The sequence below is a fragment of the Kocuria sp. KH4 genome (assembly GCF_053711175.1).
The window spans coordinates 91382-109742 of sequence record NZ_JBSJYX010000001.1 but is presented as its reverse complement, the minus strand read 5'-3'; the positions used below and the strand labels follow the sequence as shown (position 1 = coordinate 109742).

Genomic DNA, 18361 nt, shown 5'->3' with positions numbered 1-18361 from the left:
ACTGGGCGCCATGACGTCCCCTCATCTCGCAGACCTCACCACCGCCGCCGTGGGCGGTCCCGCCCGGCACTACGTGCGCGCGCAGACCGAGCGGGCGGTCGTCGACGCCGTGGCGGAGGCCGACGCCGCCGGGCGGGCCGTGCTGGTGGTGGGCGGCGGCTCCAACCTCATCGCGGCCGACGCCGGGTACGCGGGCACCGTGGTGCACGTGGCCTCGCGCGGCGTGCAGGTCGTCGCGGAGGACGCGGACGGCGTGCTCCTGGAGGTCCAGGCCGGGCACTCCTGGGACGAGCTCGTGGCGCAGGCCGTGGCGGAGGGCCTGGTGGGCATCGAGGCGCTCTCCGGCATCCCGGGCACCACCGGCGCCACCCCGGTGCAGAACGTGGGCGCCTACGGCCAGGAGGTCGTCCAGACGGTGGAGCTCGTGCGCGCCTGGGACCGGCACGAGGGCCGGGTGCGGGAGTTCGCCCCGGCCGAGCTGGCGTTCGCCTACCGCGACTCGGCGCTCAAGCGCAGCACCGTGGACGGCTCACCCCGCCACGTGGTCCTGGCCGTGCGCTTCCGGCTCGCGCGCGGGACGGACGGCGCCCCCGTGCGCTACGGGGAGCTCGCCCGCCGGCTGGGCGTCGAGGTGGGGGAGCGGGCCCCCCTGGCGCGAGTCCGCGAGACGGTCCTGGCCCTGCGGGCCGGCAAGGGCATGGTGCTCGACCCCGCCGACCGGGACACGTACAGCACCGGCTCGTTCTTCACCAACCCGATCCTCCCGGTGGAGGCGCTCGGGGACCGGCTGCCCGCCGACGCCCCCCGGTTCCCCGTGGCGGACACCGCCGGGCACCCGCTGGAGGACCGGGTGAAGCTCTCGGCCGCCTGGCTCATCGACCACGCCGGCTTCGGCAAGGGCTTCGGGCTGCCCGGGACGCGCAACGAGGTGCTGGGCCTCGACGGCGCCGCGGTGGCCGGGGGCCGGGCCTCGCTGTCCACCAAGCACACGCTCGCGCTGACCAACCGCGGGGACGCCTCGGCGGCCGACCTCATGGCCCTGGCCCGCACCGTGCGCGACGGGGTGGCCTCGGTCTACGGGGTGGACCTGGTCGCCGAGCCCGTCATCGTGGGCACCGGCGTCTGAGGCGGCCGCGGTGAGCAGCCTCGAGGACGAGATCGCCCAGGGGGAGGACTCCGAGGGCCGGGTGCGCCGGACGCTGGGCCGAGTGCGCACCTGGGCCCGGGGCCACCCGCTGCTCTTCGTCGCCTACAAGACGGTCGTGACGCTCCTCGGCGGGGTGTTCGTGCTGGCCGGGCTGATCATGCTCGTCGCCCCGGGGCCGGGCTGGCTGGCGGTCTTCCTGGGCCTGGGCATCCTGAGCACCGAGTACCACTGGGCGCACCGGCTCAACACGTGGGCCAAGGCGCAGGTCATGCGCTGGTGGCGCTGGTGGCTGGCCCGCACCGCGGAGGGCCGCCACCGCCGGGCGCTGGCCGGTCCGGGCGGGCTGGTGCCGGGGCCGCGGCACCTGCGCAGCCCCGGGGCCTGACCACCCGGACGGGCTCCGCCGGCGCGGCGCCGACAGGGCCGCGGCTCAGCCGGGCCCGCCTCGAGGAGACCGGGGACCGTTCGCGCCCGGCCCCGACCGGGTCTCAGCCCGACCGGTCCAGCTGGGCGGCGACGAGCTCCAGGGCCCGTGCGGACGGGATCCCCAGCCCGGCGACCGTCTCGGCGTAGCGGCGGGCGGCCTCGACGGCCAGCTCCTCGCCGGGGTCCCCGGCGCGCACGAAGCTGCCCAGCCGGCCGCGGGTCTCGATCACGCCGGCGGACTCCAGCTCCCGGTAGGCCTTGGCCACGGTGTTCGCCGCGAGGCCGAGCGCCTCGGCGAGCCGGCGCACCGGCGGCAGCCGGGTGCCCGCCGGCAGGGTGCCGTCCTCCCGGCCCCGCAGCACCGCCTGCCGGAGCTGCTCGGAGGGCGGGCGCCGATCGGCGGGGTCGAGGGTCAGCGCCGCGGGGACCCCGGTCCCGGCCACGGCTACAGGGTGCCCGTGGCGATGCGCAGCATGCGGCGCAGCGGCTCGGCCGCGCCCCACAGCAGCTGGTCGCCGATCGTGAAGGCGCTGATGTAGCCGGGACCCATGGCGAGCTTGCGGATCCGACCCACGGGGATCTGCAGCGTCCCGGAGGTGGCCACGGGGGTCAGGGCCCGCATCGTGTCCTCCTTCGTGTTGGGCACCACGGTGGCCCACTCGTTGTCGGCGTCGATGATCCGCTCGATCTCCTCCACCGGGAGGTCCTCCCGCAGCTTGAGCGTCAGGGCCTGGGAGTGCGAGCGCATCGTGGCGATGCGCACGCACAGCCCGTCCATGGGCACCCAGTTCTGGGCGAAGCGGTCGGTGCGGCCCAGGATCTTGTTCGTCTCGGCCGCGGACTTCCACTCCTCGCGGGACTGCCCGTTGCCGAGGTCGGCGTCGATCCAGGGGATCAGGGAGCCGGACAGGGGCGCGCCGAACATCGAGCTGTCCAGGGCGTCACCGCGCTGCGTCTCGAGGACCCTGCGGTCGATCTCCAGGATCGCGGAGGCCGGGTCGGCGAGCTCGTCGGCGACGGCGCCGTGCAGGGCGCCGAACTGCGTGAGCACCTCGCGCATGTGCCGGGCCCCGCCGCCGGAGGCCGCCTGGTAGGTCATGGACGTGGCCCACTCGACGAGGTCGTTGCGGAACAGCCCGCCCAGACCCACGAGCAGGCAGGAGACCGTGCAGTTGCCGCCCACGAAGTCCTTCACGCCCGCCGCGAGGCCGCGGTCGATGACGTCCCGGTTGACCGGGTCCAGGACGATGATGGCGTCGTCGTTCATCCGCAGGGTCGACGCGGCGTCGATCCACAGCCCGTCCCACCCGGCGGCGCGCAGCCGGCCGTGCACGGCCTTGGTGTAGTCCCCGCCCTGGGCCGTGACGATCACGGGCAGCGACGCGAGGCACTCGAGGTCGTAGGCGTCCTGCAGCTCCCCGGCGTCCCCGGCGAAGGAGGGGGCGGGCCGGCCGGCGCTCGAGGTGGAGAAGAACACCGGGGTGATGCCCGCGAAGTCCCCCTCCTCCTGCATGCGCTGCATGAGCACGGAGCCCACCATGCCGCGCCAGCCGACGAACCCTACCTGATCACCCGAGCGAAAAGTCATGGCCCCCAGTCTAGTGGGAGCGGTGCAGCGCCCAGCGACGCCGCTTCTCCTTGACCGCCGGGGCGGGGGGCAGCGCGCAGCCGGCGGCGATGAGGTCCTGGTACTGGGGGAAGCGGTGCAGGTAGTCCTGGACGTAGGTGCACGTGGGCCGCACGGTGGTCCCCTGCGCCCGGAAGCGCTCCAGGAGCAGCGTCACGAGGGTGCGGGCGTAGCCCTGCCGGCCGAACTGCTCGCCGATGATCGTGTGCTGCAGCTCCACCGTGCCGTCCTCGTGCTTCTCGAAGCCCTCGAAGCCGATGAACTGCTCCCCGTTCCACAGCTCGTAGCGGTCGAGGTCCGCGTTCTCCACGACGCGCAGCTGCTCGTCGTCGCGGATCGCCGGGTCGGGGTGCGGTGCGGTCACGGTCGTCCTCCTGGTCGTGGTGCGGCTCACGCTACCGGAGCGCCGGGACGGACGGAACAGGCCGGCGGGTCAGGGGCGGGTGCGCCGGTCGATCCGGTAGCCGAGTCCGGTGCGGGAGACGGAGGGCCCCACGACCGGCTCCGTGGTCCACCCCTCGCCGAGCACCGGGGCGTGCGTGTCCCCCTCCACGACGAGGTCGATGACCGTCACGAGCACCTCCGTCACGGGGTCGCGGGGGTCCGACAGGGCCTGCCGGTAGACCTCCCCGCCCCCGATCACCCAGATCCGCTCCGCGCCGGGGCTGCTCCGCGCCAGCGCGACGGCCTCGGGGTAGGACGCCGCCGTGCGCACGCCCCCGCCGCCGGGGGCCACCCGCTCCGGGGCGGAGGTGACCACGATGTTGGTGCGCCCGGGCAGCGGGCGGAAGCGCTCGGGGAACGACTCCCAGGTGCGCCGGCCCATGATCACGGGGTGGCCGGTGGTCGTGCGTCGGAAGAAGGCCAGGTCCTCCGGCAGGGACCAGGGCATCGTGCCGCCGCGGCCGATGACGCCCTCGGCGGTCTGCGCCCAGATCGCCCCGACGGTCCCCGCGGGGGGCTGCGGCGCGTGCTGGCCGTGGTCCGTGCTCATACGGCCACCGGTGCCGTGATCGCCGGGTGGTGGCGGTAGCCGAGGACCTCGAAGTCCTCGTAGGCGTAGTCGAAGAGGGAGTCGGGCCGCCGCGCCAGCCGCAGCCGCGGATAGGGGTAGGGCGTGCGGGAGAGCTGCTCGCGGGCCTGCTCCACGTGGTTGTCGTAGACGTGGCAGTCCCCGCCGGTCCACACGAACTCGCCGGGCACCAGGTCGGTCTGCTGGGCGACCATGACGGTCAGCAGCGCGTAGGAGGCGATGTTGAACGGCACGCCCAGGAACATGTCCGCGGAGCGCTGGTAGAGCTGGCACGAGAGCCGTCCGGGCCCGTCCTCGGCGGGCTGGACGTAGAACTGGAACAGGGCGTGGCACGGCGGCAGCGCCATCTCGTCCACCTCGGCCGGGTTCCACGCAGTCACCACGTGGCGGCGGGAGTCCGGGTTCGTGCGGATCTGCTCCACGACCTTCGCGATCTGGTCGATCGAGCCGCCCCCGGGAGTGGGCCAGGAGCGCCACTGCACCCCGTAGACGGGCCCGAGCTCCCCATCCTCGTCGGCCCACTCGTCCCAGATGGACACCCCGCGCTCCTGCAGCCAGCGCACGTTGGAGTCCCCGCGCAGGAACCACAGCAGCTCCAGCGCCAGGGACCGGAAGTGCACCCGCTTGGTGGTCAGCAGCGGGAAGGAGTCCGCGAGGTCGAAGCGGATCTGGCGGCCGAAGACGCTGCGGGTCCCGGTGCCCGTGCGGTCCGGCTTGTGCACGCCCGTCCCGAGGATCTCGCGCAGGAGGTCCTCGTAGGGGGTCGGCACGGGGGAGAGGGAGGTCATGCGGGCTCCTCGGGCAGGGAGGCGGAAGGGTCAGTCGTCGAAGGGCTTCACGAGCTCCACGGAGACCACCCGCCGGCGGTGCCGCCGGGAGATCTGGAGCACGATCATCTCGCCCGGGGTCAGGTACGGGTCCTTGGCGGGCAGCTGCCCGGCGAGCTCGGGCGTCATGTGCCGGGCGAGCACCTTCAGGACGGTCGGCAGCACCGGGCGATGGGTGCACAGCGCGGCCGGGACGTCCTTGTCGAAGAGGGTCTGCACCACGGCGGCGGCCTTCTTGGGGTGGCGTTTGTGGGCGGCCTCGGTGAGCTGGGGCCGCTCCCGCACGGTGATCCCGGCCTTGCGGGCGTAGGGCACCACGGTGGAGAGGCAGCGCAGCCAGGGGGAGGTGATGATCCGCTCGGGGGACCACGCCCGCAGGAGCCGGGTCACCGCCAGCGCCTGCCGCTTCCCGGTCGCGGCGAGGGGGCGGTCGCCCTCGGCCCGCGACCACGTCGAGCGCGGCTTGGCCTTGGCGTGGCGCACCACGATGGCCGGGCGGGTGGCGAGGTCGCCGCGGGCGTGCAGGTCCACGAGCGCGGCCAGGGGCTCCAGGTCGGAGGGGTTGGTGAGCATCCGGGCCGCCGTCCTCGGGTCCGTCCAGCGGACCTCGTCGACCTCGCGCCCGTCGGGCTCGGGCCGGGCGCCGGGACCGAACTCCGCCGCCCAGTAGTGCACGTCCTTGACGCCGTCCTTGACGCCGTAGCGGATGGTGGGCAGCGGGACGCCCAGGCGCGGCAGCAGCCCGATCTCCTCGCCCACCTCCCGGTGGGCGGTCTCGGGCAGGGTCTCCCCGGCGTCCTGCTTGCCCTTCGGGAAGGACCAGTCGTCGTAGCGCGGGCGGTGGATGAGGAGCACCTCCACCCCGGTGCCGGCCCGGCGCCAGCACAGGCACCCCGCCGCCAGCACGTCGGCGGGGCGGGCGGACGACGCGGTCTCCCGCGGAGCGGCCCGTCCGGCGGTCTTCTCGGCGTTCTTCTCCAGCTCTCTCTCCGTGTTTCTCCCCGGGACCTGCTCCGCGTCCTTCTCCGGGGCCTGCTTCAGGCCGCTCTCCGGCGCCTGCTCCGCGGCCTGCTCCGGGGTCGGCCCGCCGGTCGTCGCGGCGGTCCTCGGAGCGGTCTTCTCGGCGGTCCTGGGCATGGTCCCTCTCTCGTCCCGTGTCCGTGGTGCACCGCCCCGCCCCGGCCCGGGGTCGTCGGGTGGCACCCCCACGATGGTACCGGTGCTCAGATCGTGGGGCGGCCCAGGGTCCGGCTGCGCAGGAGGTGCTCCTGGACGTCCACCAGCGGACGCCCCTCGGCGTCCCGGTGGTGACGGGTCCACACCCCGTCCGCGCCCAGGTGCCAGCTGCTCGTGGCGTCCGAGGCGTACCGGGCGAGCAGCCGCACCAGCGCCTCGGCCTGCTGCGGGTCGGTGATCCGCACGAGGGTCTCCACCCGGCGGTCCAGGTTGCGGTGCATCATGTCCGCCGAGCCGATGTAGACCAGCGGCTCCCCGGCGTTGCAGAACGCGAACACCCGCGAGTGCTCCAGGAACCGGCCCAGCACGGAGCGGACCCGGATGTTCTCGCTCAGTCCCGGCACCCCCGGGCGCAGCGCGCAGATCCCGCGCACCACCACGTCCACGGGCACCCCGGCCTGGGAGGCCCGGTACAGGGCGTCGATGACGGCCTCGTCCACGATGGAGTTGCACTTGACCTGGATCCGGGCGGACCGGCCGGCCCGGTGGTGGCGGATCTCGGCCTCGACCAGGTCGATCAGCCCGGAGCGCACCGACCGGGGCGCCACGAGCAGGCGCTGGAAGGTGGTCTTCGGGGCGTAGCCGGAGAGCTGGTTGAACAGCCGCGAGACGTCCTCCCCGACCTCCGGGTCGCAGGTGAGCAGGCCCAGGTCCTCGTAGAAGCGCGCGGTGGAGGGGTGGTAGTTGCCCGTGCCGATGTGCACGTAGCGGCGCAGCCCCTGGTCCTCCTGGCGCACCACCAGCGAGAGCTTGCAGTGGGTCTTCAGCCCCACGATGCCGTAGACCACGTGCACCCCGGCCTGCTCGAGCTTGCGGGCCCAGGAGATGTTGGCCTGCTCGTCGAAGCGGGCCTTGATCTCCACCAGCGCCAGCACCTGCTTGCCGGCCTCGGCGGCGTCGATCAGCGCGTCCACGATCGGGGAGTCCCCGGAGGTGCGGTACAGGGTCTGCTTGATCGCCTGGACCTTCGGGTCCGCGGCGGCCTGCTCCAGGAAGGCCTGCACGCTGGTGGCGAAGGAGTCGTAGGGGTGGTGCAGCAGCACGTCCCGGGACCGGGTGGCGGCGAAGACGTCGGCGGCCTTGGCGGTCTCCGCGGCGTTGAGGTAGCGGGAGGTGTGCGCCACGTGGCGGGGATAGTGCAGCTCCGGGCGGTCGACGCCGGCGATCACCCCCAGCCCGCGCAGGTCCAGCGGGGCGGGCAGGCGGTAGATCTCGGACTCGTCGATGCCCAGCTCCGAGACCAGCAGCTCGAGCACCTCCGTGCTGATGCTGTCGGTGACCTCCAGGCGCACCGCCGGGCCGAAGCGGCGGCGCAGCAGCTCCTTCTCCAGGGCCTGCAGCAGGTTCTCGGCGTCGTCCTCCTCGACCTCCAGGTCCTCGTTGCGGGTCACCCGGAACACCTGGTGCTCCTCGACCTCCATCCCCGGGAACAGGTCGTCCAGGTGCTGGGCGATGACGTCCTCGAGCGGGATGAAGCGGGCCTGCCCGTGCGACGCGGGGGACGCGCCGGGCCCGTCCACCGAGAGCAGCCGGGGCAGCTGGTCCGGCACCTTGACGCGGGCGAACAGTCGCTTGCCCGACTGCGGGTTGCGGACCATCACGGCCAGGTTCAGGCTCAGCCCGGAGATGTAGGGGAACGGGTGGGCCGGGTCCACCGCCAGGGGCGTGAGGATCGGGAAGACCTTGCGGTGGAAGTCCCGGGTGAGCCGCTCCCGGGTGGGCTCGTCCAGGTCCTCCCACCCGATGAGGTGGATGTCCTCCCGGGCCAGCTCCGGGCGCACCAGGTCGTGGAAGGCCCGGGCGTGGCGCTCCTGCAGCTCGTGGGCGCGCACCGCGATGGTCGCCATCTGCGCCGCGGGGGAGTGCCCCGAGGCCGCGGGCCGGGCGATGCCCGTGGCGATGCGCCGCTTGAGCCCGGCCACCCGGACCATGAAGAACTCGTCCAGGTTGGAGGCCACGATGGACAGGAAGTGCACCCGCTCCAGCAGGAACAGGTCCGGGTCCTCCGCCAGCTCCAGGACCCGGGTGTTGAAGGCGACCCAGCTGGCCTCCCGGTCCAGGAAGCGCTCGGGCCCGTGGGTGCCCTCGAGCACCTGCCGGGCGGCGGGCACGGGGTCGTCGATCCGGTCGCGGTCCCCGTGGCCGCGGGCGGCGTCGGCCGGCTCGGCGCCGTCGGCGGGCGGCGCCGCCGGCTCCGGGGGCGCGCTCGGGCGCGGGGCCGGAGCGGGCTGCGGGGCGTCCTGCGGGTGCGGGGTCATGGGAATCCTGTCTGGTGGGGCGGGAGCGGGACCGGGCCGGGGCGGGGCGGGACCGGGCCGGGGCGCGGGTCAGGCGGAGGCGGTGCGGGCGTACATCACGTCGAGGTGCCAGGGCCGGAAGCCCAGCCGCTCGTACAGCCGCAGCGCGGCGGTGTTGTCGCCGTCCACGTAGAGCATGACCTCGCCCAGGCCCTGCCGGGCCAGGTGGTTGACCCCCGCGGCGGTCAGGGCCCGGCCCAGTCCGGTGCCCTGGTGCTCCGGGGCGACGCCCACGGCGTAGACCTCGCCCAGGGCGGGGCGCTCGCCGTCCCCGGGGTGGACCTTGGTCCAGTGGAAGCCGGCCACCGTGCCGGGCTCCCCGGACCGGACCGCCAGCAGGAACCCCGACGGGTCGAACCAGGGCTCGGCCTCCCGCTGCCGGAGGTCCTCGAGGGTCATCCGGCCCTGCTCGGGGTGGGCGGCGAACGCGGCGGCGTTGACGCGCAGCCACTCGTCCTCGTCCCGGCCGGGCTCGAAGGCGCGCAGCCGGTAGCCGTCGGGCATCGCCTCGGGCAGGGGCAGGTCGGGGGCCTCGCCCAGCGGGCGGAGCAGGCGGTGCAGGTCGCGCACCGGGACCAGCCCGTGCCGGGCGGCGAGCGCCGCCGCGCCGGGGTGGCCGCCGTGCGCCCACGCCCGGACCGTGCCCGCGGTCTCCTCGGCCAGGGCCGCGGCCAGCGCCGCCCCGATCCCGCCGCGGCGGTGCCCGGGGTCCACCACGAGCTCCACGAGCGCGGCGCCGTCGTCGGGCTCGTGCACGCGCACCGCGGCGCCGAGCAGCTCCCCGCCGGCGGACCGGGCGAGGACCGCGCGCACCCGCCCGCCGGGCGCGGTCCGCAGGTCCACGAGGGTCTGGTCCGAGAAGGGCGGGTCGCCGTCCGCGGCCTCGGCGCGGGAGGCGAGGGCCGTGATCTCCCCGACCGGCGCGACGGCCGGGTGCTCGAGCTCGTAGGGCGCGGACTGGGGCATCGGGACCTCCTGGGGAACGGGGCGGCGGGACGGGCGGGCCGGGCGGCCGGTGCTCAGTGCTCCCGGCTGCGGCTCGTGGCGAAGCTGTAGCCCACGTTACGCACCGTGGTGATCAGGTGCTCGTGGTCGGCGCCCAGCTTGGCGCGCAGCCGCCGCACGTGCACGTCCACGGTGCGGGTGCCGCCGTAGTAGTCGTAGCCCCAGACCTCGCTCAGCAGCTGCGCCCGGGTGAAGACCCGTCCGGAGTGCTGGGCCAGGAACTTCAGCAGCTCGAACTCCTTGTACGTCAGGTTCAGCGGGGCGCCGTTGACGTGGGCGGAGTAGGCGGCGTCGTCGATGACCACCGAGCCGGCGCGGATCCGGGTGTCGTCCTCGGGGGCCTCGGCCGTGCGGGAGGAGGCCAGCCGCAGCCGGGCCTCGACCTCCGCCGGGCCGGCGGTGTCGAGCACCACGTCGTCGACCATCCAGTTCGCGGCCACCGCGGCCATCCCGCCCTCCGTGAGGACCATCAGCAGCGGCGCCGCCAGCCCCTTCGTGGTGAGCAGCTGGGCGAGGTTGCGCGCGGTGATCAGGTCGGTGCGCCCGTCCAGCAGCACGACGTCGGGGTGGCGGCCGTCGAGGCTGCCCGAGACGGTGCGGGTCGGGGCGACCGTCACCCGGTGGTTGAGCAGGTCGAGGGCCGGCAGCACCGATGCCGAGGGACCGTCCGCGTCGGTCAGCATCAGGATCTGGAACACTCGCGCTTCTCCACTCTGGCGTACGGGCTGAGCTGTCAGTATAAGTCGGCGCCGGTCCCCTCCCGCGCGACCCGGCCCCCGCGCCGGGCGCCGCGCGCCCGGTCCGCCCCTCCCGGCCAGCCGCTATCGTTGCTCGTGTCCGCCCGGTCGCGCCGGTCCGGGCGCCGGCCCCGACCCTCGACAGTGCAGGAACCCGATCGCCATGAGATACGCCATGATCGCCGCGTGCAGCGTGCTCAGTCTGGCGGCGGCCCTGGCGGCGGTCGTGGTCGCCGGCCCCGCGCCGCTGCTCCTGGCCGCCGGGATGTCCCTGGTGATCGGCTTCGGCTGGCCCGCGGCCACCGGGATCACCGCCCGGCACCGGCACAACGTGATCCTGAGCGCGGCCGGCGTGGTGGCCGCCCTGCTCGTCCAGATCCTCCCCGGCCAGCAGCTCGTGTGGCTGCCCGCGGTCGTGGGCGTGGCCCTGATGACCGTGTTCGCGGCGGAGCTGGTGCGCGGGGAGGGCGCCGAGCACCGGCTGGAGTCCACGATCGCCTCCACGGCGGGGGTGCTCGCCACGGTCAGCTCCTCCGGCTGGATCGCCCTGGCCAGCGACTACCGGGCGACCGGCCCGGACCCCGTGCAGCTGGTGGTGGTGGGCGCCGTGGTCGCCGCGGTCGTGGGCGGCGTGGGCGCCCGGGTCATCTCGTCGGCCCCGAAGCGCTCGCCGAAGCGGGGGGTGGTGGCCCTCGGCGTGACGCCCGTGGCGTTCCTCGGCGTGGGGGCCCTGTTCACGGCCCGCCTGGTGAGCACCGTGGTAGCTTAGGGTCCATGCTTGCACTCGAGATCTTCTACCTGGTCCTGCTGGGCATCTCCGGTCTGTTCATCGCCGGGATCTCCCTCAAGGTGATCCTCGGCCTGTTCAAGGGCCAGCACTAGTTCCGTGCCGATCGAGATCCCCTCGGATCTGACCCCCGAGCTCGTCCCGTTCGCCTGGTTGCTGGGCGCCTGGGAGGGCGACGGCTTCATGGGCTACGGCGAGGTCGAGCAGCGGCCCTTCCGGCAGCGCGTGACCTTCGAGCAGAACGGCCTGCCGTTCCTGGAGTACCGGGCGGAGACCACGCTCCTCGACGAGGAGGGGCAGCCGATGCGCCCGGCCACCGTGGAGCAGGGCTTCTGGCAGCTCGACCGCACCCTGGAGGACGGCGACGTCGGGCCCGGGATGCTCCCGCCGGACCTCGTGCCGGTGCTCCAGGGCGCCGAGGACGTCGAACGGCTGCGCAACGGCGACGGCGGCTTCGACGTCCTGGTGACCCTCACCCATCCCGGCGGCGTCGCCGAGCTCTACGTGGGCCAGATCAAGGGCCCCCGCATCGACCTCGCCACGGACGCCGTGGTGCGCGCCCGCGGCGCCAAGGAGTACAGCTCCTCGACCCGGATGTACGGCCTGGTCCACGGCGACCTGTTCTGGGCCTGGGACATGGCGGCCCTGGGCGGGCCGCTGGCCACGCACGCCTCCGCCCAGCTCAAGAAGATCGGCTGATCCCGTGACGACCTACCGCTCGCCCCTGCTCGACCGCCCGGGCGCCGTCGAGGCCGAGGGCCTGGACCGCGGGGTGGCCGCCCACTACGGCGACCCCGTGCGCGAGCAGCGCGCCCTGGTGCGGACGCCCGGCACCGTGGTCGACCTCTCCCACAAGGGCGTCGTCACCGTCACCGGCCCGGACCGGCTCAGCTGGCTGACCACGCTGTCCTCGCAGGTGCTCACCGGGCTCGCCCCGGGCAGCAGCGCCGAGACCCTGTTCCTGTCGGTGCAGGGGCGCATCGAGACCGCCCCGCACGTCGTGGACGACGGCACGACCACCTGGCTGATCACCGAGGCCGAGGAGACCGCGCCGCTGACCGCGTGGCTGGAGTCCATGCGCTTCGCGCTGCGCGTGGAGGTGGCCGACCGCTCCGGCGAGTGGGCGGTGCTCGGCGCCTCCGGCCCCGTGCCCGGAGCGGGGGACGGGCCGGTCTGGCGCGACCCCTGGCCCGCGGTCGCCCCGGGCGGGTGGAGCTACGCCGCCCTCGACGGCCCGCACCCGGGGGAGGAGCGCACCTGGTGGGAGCACCTGGTGCCCCGTGCCGAGCTCGACGCCCGGACCCGCGAGCTGCCCCTCGCCGGTGCGTGGGCGGCCGAGGCGCTGCGGATCGCCGCCTGGCGCCCGCGCTGGGGGGCCGAGACGGACGAGCGCACGATCCCGCACGAGCTCGACCTGCTGCGCACCGCCGTGCACCTGCAGAAGGGCTGCTACAAGGGGCAGGAGACCGTGGCGCGCGTGCACAACCTCGGCCACCCGCCCCGGCGGCTCGTGCTGCTCGACCTCGACGGCTCCGAGCACACCCTGCCGTCCCCGGGCGCCGAGGTCCACGCCGGAGAGCGGGCCGTCGGCCGGGTCACCTCCGTGCAGCTGCACCACGAGCAGGGCCCGATCGCGCTGGCCGTGCTCAAGCGCACGGCCGACCCCGAGGCCCCGCTCGTCGTCACGGACGGCGAGCAGCGCTGGGCCGCCGCCCAGCAGGTCGTGGTCCAGCCCGACGCCGGCCAGGTGGTCGGGCGGCGCTCCGGCTTCCTCCGCGGCCCCCGGGCCTAGCGGCCCCCGGATCCCGCGGTCCGGGCCCGGCGGCCGGCCCCGGTCCGGTGCCGGCCGCCGCCCCGGGCGCGCCGCGGTCAGCGGCCGAAGAGGACCCGGGCCTCGTCCCAGCGGTGCTGGGGGACGGTCTTGAGCCCGTCGAGGGCCTCGCCGAAGGGCACCCGGACCATGTCGGTGCCGCGGATGGCGACCATCTGGCCCCAGCCCTTCTCGGTGACCAGGTCCACGGCGGTCAGCCCGAAGCGGGTGGCCAGGACCCGGTCGAAGCCGGTGGGGGCCCCGCCGCGCTGGATGTGGCCCAGGATGGTGTTGCGGGTCTCGATCCCGGTCATGGCCTCGATCTGCTCGGTGACGTACTCCCCGACCCCGCCCAGCCGGGGCCGGCCGGAGGCCTCGGTGCCCTTGCCCGCCAGGACGTCCTCGTGGCCCTCGGGGATGAAGCCCTCGGCCACCACCACCAGCGGGGAGCGGCCGCGCTCGTGCACCTCGGTGACCCAGGCGCAGACCTGCTCCATGGACACCGACTGCTCGGGGATCAGCACGGCGTGCGCCCCGGCGGACATCCCCGAGTGCAGCGCGATCCAGCCCACGTGGCGGCCCATGACCTCGGCGACCATGCACCGGTGGTGGGACTCCCCGGTGGTGCGCAGCCGGTCCATGGCGTCGGTGGCGATCTGCACGGCGGTGTCGAAGCCGAAGGTGTAGTCGGTGGCCTGCAGGTCGTTGTCGATGGTCTTGGGCACCCCCACGACCGGCAGCCCGGCCTCGGCCAGGCGCTTGGCGCCGGCCAGGGTGCCCTCCCCGCCGATGGCCACGATCGCGTCGATGTGGTGGCGCTCGAGCATCACCGCGATCTTCTCCGGCCCGCCGCCGGGGCCGTCGTAGGGGTTGGTGCGGGAGGTGCCCAGGATCGTGCCGCCCTCCCGGGCCAGTCCGCGCACCCGGGTGCGGGGCAGGTCCATGACGTCGCCCTCCACGACCCCGCGCCAGCCGTCGCGGAAGCCCACGAACTCGTGGCCGTAGGTCTTGATCCCGTGCAGCACCGCTCCGCGGATCACCGCGTTGAGCCCGGGGCAGTCCCCGCCGCTGGTCAGCAGTCCGATCTTCATCCGTACAGTCTCCTCCGGGTCGGCGGCGTGCGAGTTCGGCCGGACGTGCACCGGCTCGCCCAGTCTAGTGACCGGGCCCCGGGGCGGGGCCAGGGGACGGGCCGGGGGACGGGTCCCCGGGCCCGGGCCTAGACTGCGGGGGAAGGGGCCTGACGGGCCCGGAAGGAGGTCGGCGGTGAACGAGGACATGGAACCGGTCCGGGAGAACCTGCGGGAGTTCATCGACAAGCTGGTCGATCAGGGCTACACGGTGCGGGACGGGCAGTCGCCGGACCCGGACCTCATCGACCCGGGCGGGTCGGCGGTGCAGACCTGGCAGGAGGACTACCCCTACGAGCAGCGCCTGGAGCGGGAGGACTACGAGCTGGAGAAGTACCGGCTGCAGATCGAGCTGCTGAAGTTCCAGTACTGGGGCCAGGACCACGACCTCCAGCACGTGATCGTGTTCGAGGGCCGCGACGCGGCCGGCAAGGGCGGGACGATCAAGCGCTTCACCGAGCACCTGAACCCGCGCGCGGCCCGGGTGGTGGCCCTGACCAAGCCCTCGGACCGGGAGCGGGGGCAGTGGTACTTCCAGCGCTACATCGCCCACCTGCCCACCGCCGGGGAGATCGTGATGTTCGACCGGTCCTGGTACAACCGGGCCAACGTGGAGCGCGTGATGGGCTTCTGCTCGGACGCGGAGTACGAGCAGTTCATGGTGCAGGCCCCGGTGTTCGAGCAGATGCTGGTGGACTCGGGGGTGCACCTGACGAAGTTCTGGTTCTCGGTCACCCAGCACGAGCAGCGCACGCGTTTCGCGATCCGGCAGATCGATCCGGTGCGGCGGTGGAAGCTCTCCCCGATGGATCTGGCCTCCTTGGACCGGTGGGAGGACTACACGGAGGCGAAGGAGGAGATGTTCCTGCGCACCGACACCGATCACGCCCCGTGGATCACGGTGAAGTCCAACGACAAGAAGCGGGCGAGGCTCAATGCCATGCGCTTCTTCCTGAACCAGTTCGACTACGAGGACAAGGACCCGGCGGTGGTCTATCCCCCGGATCCGCTGATCGTCCGCCGCGGCCGCGACGCCGTCGGCGACTGAGACCCCGGCACGGCCGACGACGCCGCCCGCCCCCGGACCGGGGACGGGCGGCGTCGTCGTCGCGGGGCGGCTCAGCGGCCGGGACGGTCCACCAGCACGGCGTTGGCGGCGGCGTTGGCGGCCGTGACGGCCAGCACGGAGGGCCAGGGGCCGATCCGCTTGGCCAGCGGGTGGGAGAGCCCGAAGCCCAGGACGTAGAGCCCGCCGAGCGCCGCCGTGGTCGCCGGTCCGCCGCGGTGCCACCACGAGTGCGCCGCCGCCGCGCCGGCGGCGGCCAGCACCGCCCCGCCCAGAGGGCGCACGCCGGTGGCCCGGGCGGTGGCGTAGCCGCCGATCAGCCCGCCGGTCACGAGCACGGCGGCCGGCACCGACTCCGCCGCGGCCACGGCGCCGCCGAGGGCGCTCACGCGGCGCTCCCCAGGAACTCCTGCAGCCGGCGCAGGCCCTCGGCGAGGTCGTCGTCGCCCAGGGCGTAGGACAGCCGCAGGAAGCCGGAGGGCCCGAACGCCTCGCCGGGCACCACCGCGACCTCGGCCCGCTCGAGGATCAGCCCGGCCAGGTCGGCCGAGGTCTGCGGCACGGCGTCGCCGAAGCGCCGGCCGAGCAGCCCGCGCACGTCGGCGTAGGCGTAGAAGGCGCCGGTGGGCACGGGGCACTCCACGCCCTCGATCGCGTTGAGCGCCTCCACCATGGTCCGGCGCCGGCGGTCGAACGCCTCCCGCATCCGGTGCGCCTCGTCGAGGGACCCGGACACCGCGGCCAGCGCCGCGCGCTGGGCGACGTTGTTGACGTTGGAGGTCAGGTGGGACTGCAGGTTCGTGGCGGCCTTCACGACGTCCGGGGCCGCGATCATCCAGCCCACGCGCCAGCCGGTCATCGCGTAGGTCTTGGCCACGCCGTTGAGGATCACCACCCGGTCGCCCAGCTCGGGCACGGCGGCGGCGATCGAGGTGAACGGCACGCCGTCGTAGGTGAGGTGCTGGTAGATCTCGTCCGTGAGCACGAAGATCCCCTTCTCGGCCGCCCAGCGGCCCACGGCGGCGGTCTCCTCGGGGGAGTACACCGCGCCGGTGGGGTTGGACGGGGAGCAGAACAGCAGCGCCTTGGTGCGCTCCGTGCACGCCTGCTCGAGCAGCTCCGGGGTGACCTTGTAGCCGAGCTCCGGGCCGGCGAAGACCTCCACCGGGTTGCCGCCGGCGAGCTTGATCGCCTCCGGGTAGGTGGTCCAGTACGGGGCGGGGAGCAGGACGTCGTCGCCCTCGTCCACGACCGTGGCGAAGGCCTGGAACACGGCCTGCTTGCCGCCGTTGGTGATGAGCACCTGCGAGGGCTCCACCGCGTACCCGTCGTCCCGCGCGGTCTGCTCGGCGACCGCCTTCCGCAGCTCCGGCAGGCCCGCCGCCGGCGTGTACCGGAAGTTCGCCGGGTCCTGCAGGGCCGCCGCGGCGGCGTCCACGATGGCCTGCGGGGTGGGGAAGTCGGGCTCCCCGGCCCCGAAGCCGATCACGGGGCGGCCGGCGGCCTTGAGCGCCTTCGCCTTGGCGTCCACCGCGAGCGTCGCGGACTCTGCGATGGCGCCGACGCGCCGGGAGATGCGGGATGCGGTCATGACCGGGGGCCTCCTGGAAGGGGGACGGGCGGGCGTCGCCGGGCGCGGCGACGGCGGTGCGGACCTGCCCCATGCTACTCGGGGCGCCGCTGCGGGCGGCGGCCCGGCCCGGGGCGGGGACGCGCCGCCGCCCGGGGCGGATTGCACCGGCACGGCCCGGTCCCCTAGGATGGACGACTGGTGTCATCGACGCCTGCCCGGGCGCGCCGTCGCGGCGGTGCCGGGTGGTAGAGTCGGTGACCGGGTCCGAGCGATCGAGGCCGGCGTGCGCACGCCGGCCGAGGCCGTGAGGCGCGAAGGGCAGTGGCGCAATTGGTAGCGCAGCGGTCTCCAAAACCGCAGGTTGCAGGTTCGAGTCCTGTCTGCCCTGCTCCAGTCCGGAGCTGCACGGCGACGGCGGGCCGCCAGCACCGCGCGGCCCGCACGAGTCCACACAGGGAGAGCCGATGTCGCAGACCACCGCCGGCAGGGCGTCGGGCCAGCCCCCGGAGCAGGGCGCCGGGAGTCCCCGCGGCGTCTTCGGGCGCCTGTTCCTCTTCCTGCGCCAGGTCGTCGGGGAGCTCCGGAAGGTCGTCACCCCCACGCGGCGCGAACTGGTGAACTACGTGCTGGTCGTCCTCGTGTTCGTCGCGTTCATGATGGTGCTCATCTCCGTCCTGGACCTCGCGTTCGGGCAGGCCGCCCTGTGGATCTTCGGGCAGGGCGACGCCGCCGGATGACCCGGGCGGCGCACGGACCGGCAGCGGCGACCGTGGCCCAGCAGAGCACGACATCCACGACAGAACAGGGAGATCCAGTGACCGAGCACGAGCTCGAAAACGGCACCGAGGCACCGGCCGAGGTCGACCAGCAGGCCCCGGCGCTGCCGGCGTCCGAGGCCTCCGTGCAGGAGGAGGACTTCGCCGCCGCCCACGCGCCGGAGGAGTCCGCGGCCGCACCCGTCGCCGAGGCGGAGCCCGTCACGGACGAGGCCCCCGCGGTGGACCCTGTCGAGGAGTTCAAGTCCAAGCTGCGCCGCCAGGAGGGTGACTGGTACGTCATCCACACCTACGCCGGCTACGAGAACCGCGTGAAGACGAACCTGGAGACCCGCATCCAGTCCCTCAACATGGAGGAGGACATCTTCCAGATCGAGGTCCCCATGGAGGAGGTCGTCGAGATCAAGAACGCCCAGCGCAAGGTGGTCCGCCGCGTGCGGATCCCTGGCTACGTGCTGGTGCGCATGAACCTCACCGACGCCTCCTGGGGCGCGGTGCGCCACACCCCCGGCGTGACGGGCTTCGTGGGCCAGGACGCCTACAACCCCGTCCCCCTGCGCCTGGACGAGGTCTTCGAGATGCTCAACCCGGTGTTCGAGGCCCCGCAGGGCGCCGGCGGCGAGGCCGCGGCCCAGCCGAGCGCGCAGCCGCAGGTCAACGTGGACTTCGAGGTCGGGGAGTCCGTGATCGTCAAGGAGGGCCCCTTCGAGACCCTCCCCGCCACCATCTCCGAGATCAAGGTGGAGTCCCAGCAGCTCGTCGTCCTCGTGTCGATCTTCGAGCGCGAGACCCCCGTCACCCTCGGCTTCAACCAGGTCTCCAAGATCTGACCCGGCGGGCGCGCGCGCCCGCCCACCGTTCCCGTCCCCGCGGCGCATGCTTCG

General features: G+C 74.2%; 20 protein-coding genes and 1 tRNA gene. 9 read left to right on the top strand and 12 right to left on the bottom strand.

The features are described 5' to 3' along the window. The first annotated feature begins 10 nt into the window (after nucleotides 1-10). Together ACWCOM_RS00560 and ACWCOM_RS00555 are read left to right on the top strand one after the other, a co-directional pair. Complete coding sequence (locus ACWCOM_RS00560; RefSeq protein WP_454546786.1) at nucleotides 11-1126, top strand: UDP-N-acetylmuramate dehydrogenase; 1116 nt, start codon at nucleotides 11-13, stop codon at nucleotides 1124-1126. A 10-nt stretch (nucleotides 1127-1136) separates the two neighbouring features. Continuing rightward, nucleotides 1137-1532, top strand: coding sequence for a PGPGW domain-containing protein (locus ACWCOM_RS00555; RefSeq protein ID WP_454546785.1), 396 nt, complete (start codon nucleotides 1137-1139; stop codon nucleotides 1530-1532). A gap of 103 nt (nucleotides 1533-1635) precedes the next feature. Here the strand turns inward: ACWCOM_RS00555 and ACWCOM_RS00550 are convergent, their stop codons facing one another. The 9 genes from ACWCOM_RS00550 to ACWCOM_RS00510 form a co-directional block, all read right to left on the bottom strand. Further along, nucleotides 1636-2016: a GntR family transcriptional regulator gene (locus ACWCOM_RS00550; protein ID WP_454546784.1), complete on the bottom strand. Its 381-nt coding sequence runs from the start codon at nucleotides 2014-2016 to the stop codon at nucleotides 1636-1638. 2 nt (nucleotides 2017-2018) lie between these two features. Next, nucleotides 2019-3161, bottom strand: coding sequence for an aspartate-semialdehyde dehydrogenase (gene asd / locus ACWCOM_RS00545; RefSeq protein WP_454546783.1), 1143 nt, complete (start codon nucleotides 3159-3161; stop codon nucleotides 2019-2021). 10 nt (nucleotides 3162-3171) lie between these two features. Then, entirely contained in the window at nucleotides 3172-3564 is a 393-nt protein-coding gene (locus ACWCOM_RS00540) for a GNAT family N-acetyltransferase (RefSeq protein WP_454546782.1), read from the bottom strand. A gap of 69 nt (nucleotides 3565-3633) precedes the next feature. Beyond that, entirely contained in the window at nucleotides 3634-4194 is a 561-nt protein-coding gene (locus ACWCOM_RS00535) for a dihydrofolate reductase (RefSeq protein ID WP_454546781.1), read from the bottom strand. Beyond that, nucleotides 4191-5021: a thymidylate synthase gene (locus ACWCOM_RS00530; RefSeq protein ID WP_454546780.1), complete on the bottom strand. Its 831-nt coding sequence runs from the start codon at nucleotides 5019-5021 to the stop codon at nucleotides 4191-4193. The genes ACWCOM_RS00535 and ACWCOM_RS00530 overlap by 4 nt, the downstream gene beginning before the upstream one ends. 30 nt (nucleotides 5022-5051) lie before the next feature. Further along, nucleotides 5052-6197 (bottom strand): NUDIX hydrolase, encoded by a 1146-nt coding sequence (locus tag ACWCOM_RS00525; RefSeq protein ID WP_454546779.1) that lies wholly within the window; start codon nucleotides 6195-6197, stop codon nucleotides 5052-5054. An 86-nt stretch (nucleotides 6198-6283) separates the two neighbouring features. Then, on the bottom strand, nucleotides 6284-8554 hold the full coding sequence (locus tag ACWCOM_RS00520) for an RNA degradosome polyphosphate kinase (protein ID WP_454546778.1): 2271 nt from the start codon (nucleotides 8552-8554) through the stop codon (nucleotides 6284-6286). A 69-nt stretch (nucleotides 8555-8623) separates the two neighbouring features. Continuing rightward, nucleotides 8624-9559 carry a mycothiol synthase gene (gene mshD / locus ACWCOM_RS00515; protein WP_454546777.1) on the bottom strand — a complete coding sequence of 312 codons (936 nt, stop codon included), beginning with the start codon at nucleotides 9557-9559 and terminating at the stop codon, nucleotides 8624-8626. Nucleotides 9560-9612: 53 nt separating this feature from the next. Then, nucleotides 9613-10296 carry a response regulator transcription factor gene (locus ACWCOM_RS00510; protein ID WP_454546776.1) on the bottom strand — a complete coding sequence of 228 codons (684 nt, stop codon included), beginning with the start codon at nucleotides 10294-10296 and terminating at the stop codon, nucleotides 9613-9615. Nucleotides 10297-10498: 202 nt separating this feature from the next. Here ACWCOM_RS00510 and ACWCOM_RS00505 point away from each other — a divergent pair, with 202 nt between their 5' ends. From ACWCOM_RS00505 to ygfZ, 3 genes are all read left to right on the top strand, one after another. After that, nucleotides 10499-11104 (top strand): hypothetical protein, encoded by a 606-nt coding sequence (locus ACWCOM_RS00505; RefSeq protein WP_454546775.1) that lies wholly within the window; start codon nucleotides 10499-10501, stop codon nucleotides 11102-11104. A gap of 117 nt (nucleotides 11105-11221) precedes the next feature. Beyond that, nucleotides 11222-11821 carry an FABP family protein gene (locus tag ACWCOM_RS00500; RefSeq protein ID WP_454546774.1) on the top strand — a complete coding sequence of 200 codons (600 nt, stop codon included), beginning with the start codon at nucleotides 11222-11224 and terminating at the stop codon, nucleotides 11819-11821. Nucleotides 11822-11825: 4 nt separating this feature from the next. Further along, nucleotides 11826-12914 carry a CAF17-like 4Fe-4S cluster assembly/insertion protein YgfZ gene (ygfZ, locus tag ACWCOM_RS00495; RefSeq protein ID WP_454546773.1) on the top strand — a complete coding sequence of 363 codons (1089 nt, stop codon included), beginning with the start codon at nucleotides 11826-11828 and terminating at the stop codon, nucleotides 12912-12914. A 77-nt stretch (nucleotides 12915-12991) separates the two neighbouring features. Here ygfZ and ACWCOM_RS00490 read toward each other — a convergent pair whose 3' ends face one another. After that, nucleotides 12992-14023: a 6-phosphofructokinase gene (locus tag ACWCOM_RS00490; protein ID WP_454546772.1), complete on the bottom strand. Its 1032-nt coding sequence runs from the start codon at nucleotides 14021-14023 to the stop codon at nucleotides 12992-12994. Nucleotides 14024-14210: 187 nt separating this feature from the next. Between ACWCOM_RS00490 and ppk2 the strand changes: the two genes are divergently transcribed. Next, nucleotides 14211-15110 carry a polyphosphate kinase 2 gene (gene ppk2, locus ACWCOM_RS00485; RefSeq protein WP_454547078.1) on the top strand — a complete coding sequence of 300 codons (900 nt, stop codon included), beginning with the start codon at nucleotides 14211-14213 and terminating at the stop codon, nucleotides 15108-15110. A gap of 71 nt (nucleotides 15111-15181) precedes the next feature. Here the strand turns inward: ppk2 and ACWCOM_RS00480 are convergent, their stop codons facing one another. Further along, complete coding sequence (locus ACWCOM_RS00480) at nucleotides 15182-15517, bottom strand: hypothetical protein (protein WP_454546771.1); 336 nt, start codon at nucleotides 15515-15517, stop codon at nucleotides 15182-15184. Continuing rightward, nucleotides 15514-16719, bottom strand: a complete 1206-nt coding sequence (locus ACWCOM_RS00475) for a pyridoxal phosphate-dependent aminotransferase (RefSeq protein ID WP_454546770.1) — start codon at nucleotides 16717-16719, stop codon at nucleotides 15514-15516. The genes ACWCOM_RS00480 and ACWCOM_RS00475 overlap by 4 nt, the downstream gene beginning before the upstream one ends. 297 nt (nucleotides 16720-17016) lie before the next feature. On the opposite strand from ACWCOM_RS00475, the gene ACWCOM_RS00470 reads away from it, so the two are divergent. The 3 genes from ACWCOM_RS00470 (at nucleotide 17017) to nusG (ending at nucleotide 18307) form a co-directional block, all read left to right on the top strand. After that, nucleotides 17017-17089, top strand: a tRNA-Trp gene (locus ACWCOM_RS00470). 76 nt (nucleotides 17090-17165) lie between these two features. Further along, nucleotides 17166-17438 (top strand): preprotein translocase subunit SecE, encoded by a 273-nt coding sequence (secE, locus tag ACWCOM_RS00465; RefSeq protein ID WP_454546769.1) that lies wholly within the window; start codon nucleotides 17166-17168, stop codon nucleotides 17436-17438. 77 nt (nucleotides 17439-17515) lie between these two features. Beyond that, the gene (gene nusG / locus ACWCOM_RS00460) at nucleotides 17516-18307 is read left to right on the top strand and encodes a transcription termination/antitermination protein NusG (protein ID WP_454546768.1); all 792 of its coding nucleotides are present in this window, start codon (nucleotides 17516-17518) and stop codon (nucleotides 18305-18307) included. The last annotated feature ends 54 nt before the right edge of the window (nucleotides 18308-18361 follow it).

Coding starts and splice junctions, on each gene's coding strand:
- asd (WP_454546783.1), bottom strand. CDS start 3,161: ATGACTTTTCGCTCGGGTGATCAGGTAGGGTTCGTCGGCTGGCGCGGC.
- ACWCOM_RS00490 (WP_454546772.1), bottom strand. CDS start 14,023: ATGAAGATCGGACTGCTGACCAGCGGCGGGGACTGCCCCGGGCTCAAC.
- secE (WP_454546769.1), top strand. CDS start 17,166: ATGTCGCAGACCACCGCCGGCAGGGCGTCGGGCCAGCCCCCGGAGCAG.
- ACWCOM_RS00530 (WP_454546780.1), bottom strand. CDS start 5,021: ATGACCTCCCTCTCCCCCGTGCCGACCCCCTACGAGGACCTCCTGCGC.
- ACWCOM_RS00535 (WP_454546781.1), bottom strand. CDS start 4,194: ATGAGCACGGACCACGGCCAGCACGCGCCGCAGCCCCCCGCGGGGACC.
- ppk2 (WP_454547078.1), top strand. CDS start 14,211: ATGGAACCGGTCCGGGAGAACCTGCGGGAGTTCATCGACAAGCTGGTC.
- mshD (WP_454546777.1), bottom strand. CDS start 9,559: ATGCCCCAGTCCGCGCCCTACGAGCTCGAGCACCCGGCCGTCGCGCCG.
- ACWCOM_RS00475 (WP_454546770.1), bottom strand. CDS start 16,719: ATGACCGCATCCCGCATCTCCCGGCGCGTCGGCGCCATCGCAGAGTCC.
- ACWCOM_RS00505 (WP_454546775.1), top strand. CDS start 10,499: ATGAGATACGCCATGATCGCCGCGTGCAGCGTGCTCAGTCTGGCGGCG.
- ACWCOM_RS00520 (WP_454546778.1), bottom strand. CDS start 8,554: ATGACCCCGCACCCGCAGGACGCCCCGCAGCCCGCTCCGGCCCCGCGC.
- ACWCOM_RS00525 (WP_454546779.1), bottom strand. CDS start 6,197: ATGCCCAGGACCGCCGAGAAGACCGCTCCGAGGACCGCCGCGACGACC.
- ACWCOM_RS00560 (WP_454546786.1), top strand. CDS start 11: ATGACGTCCCCTCATCTCGCAGACCTCACCACCGCCGCCGTGGGCGGT.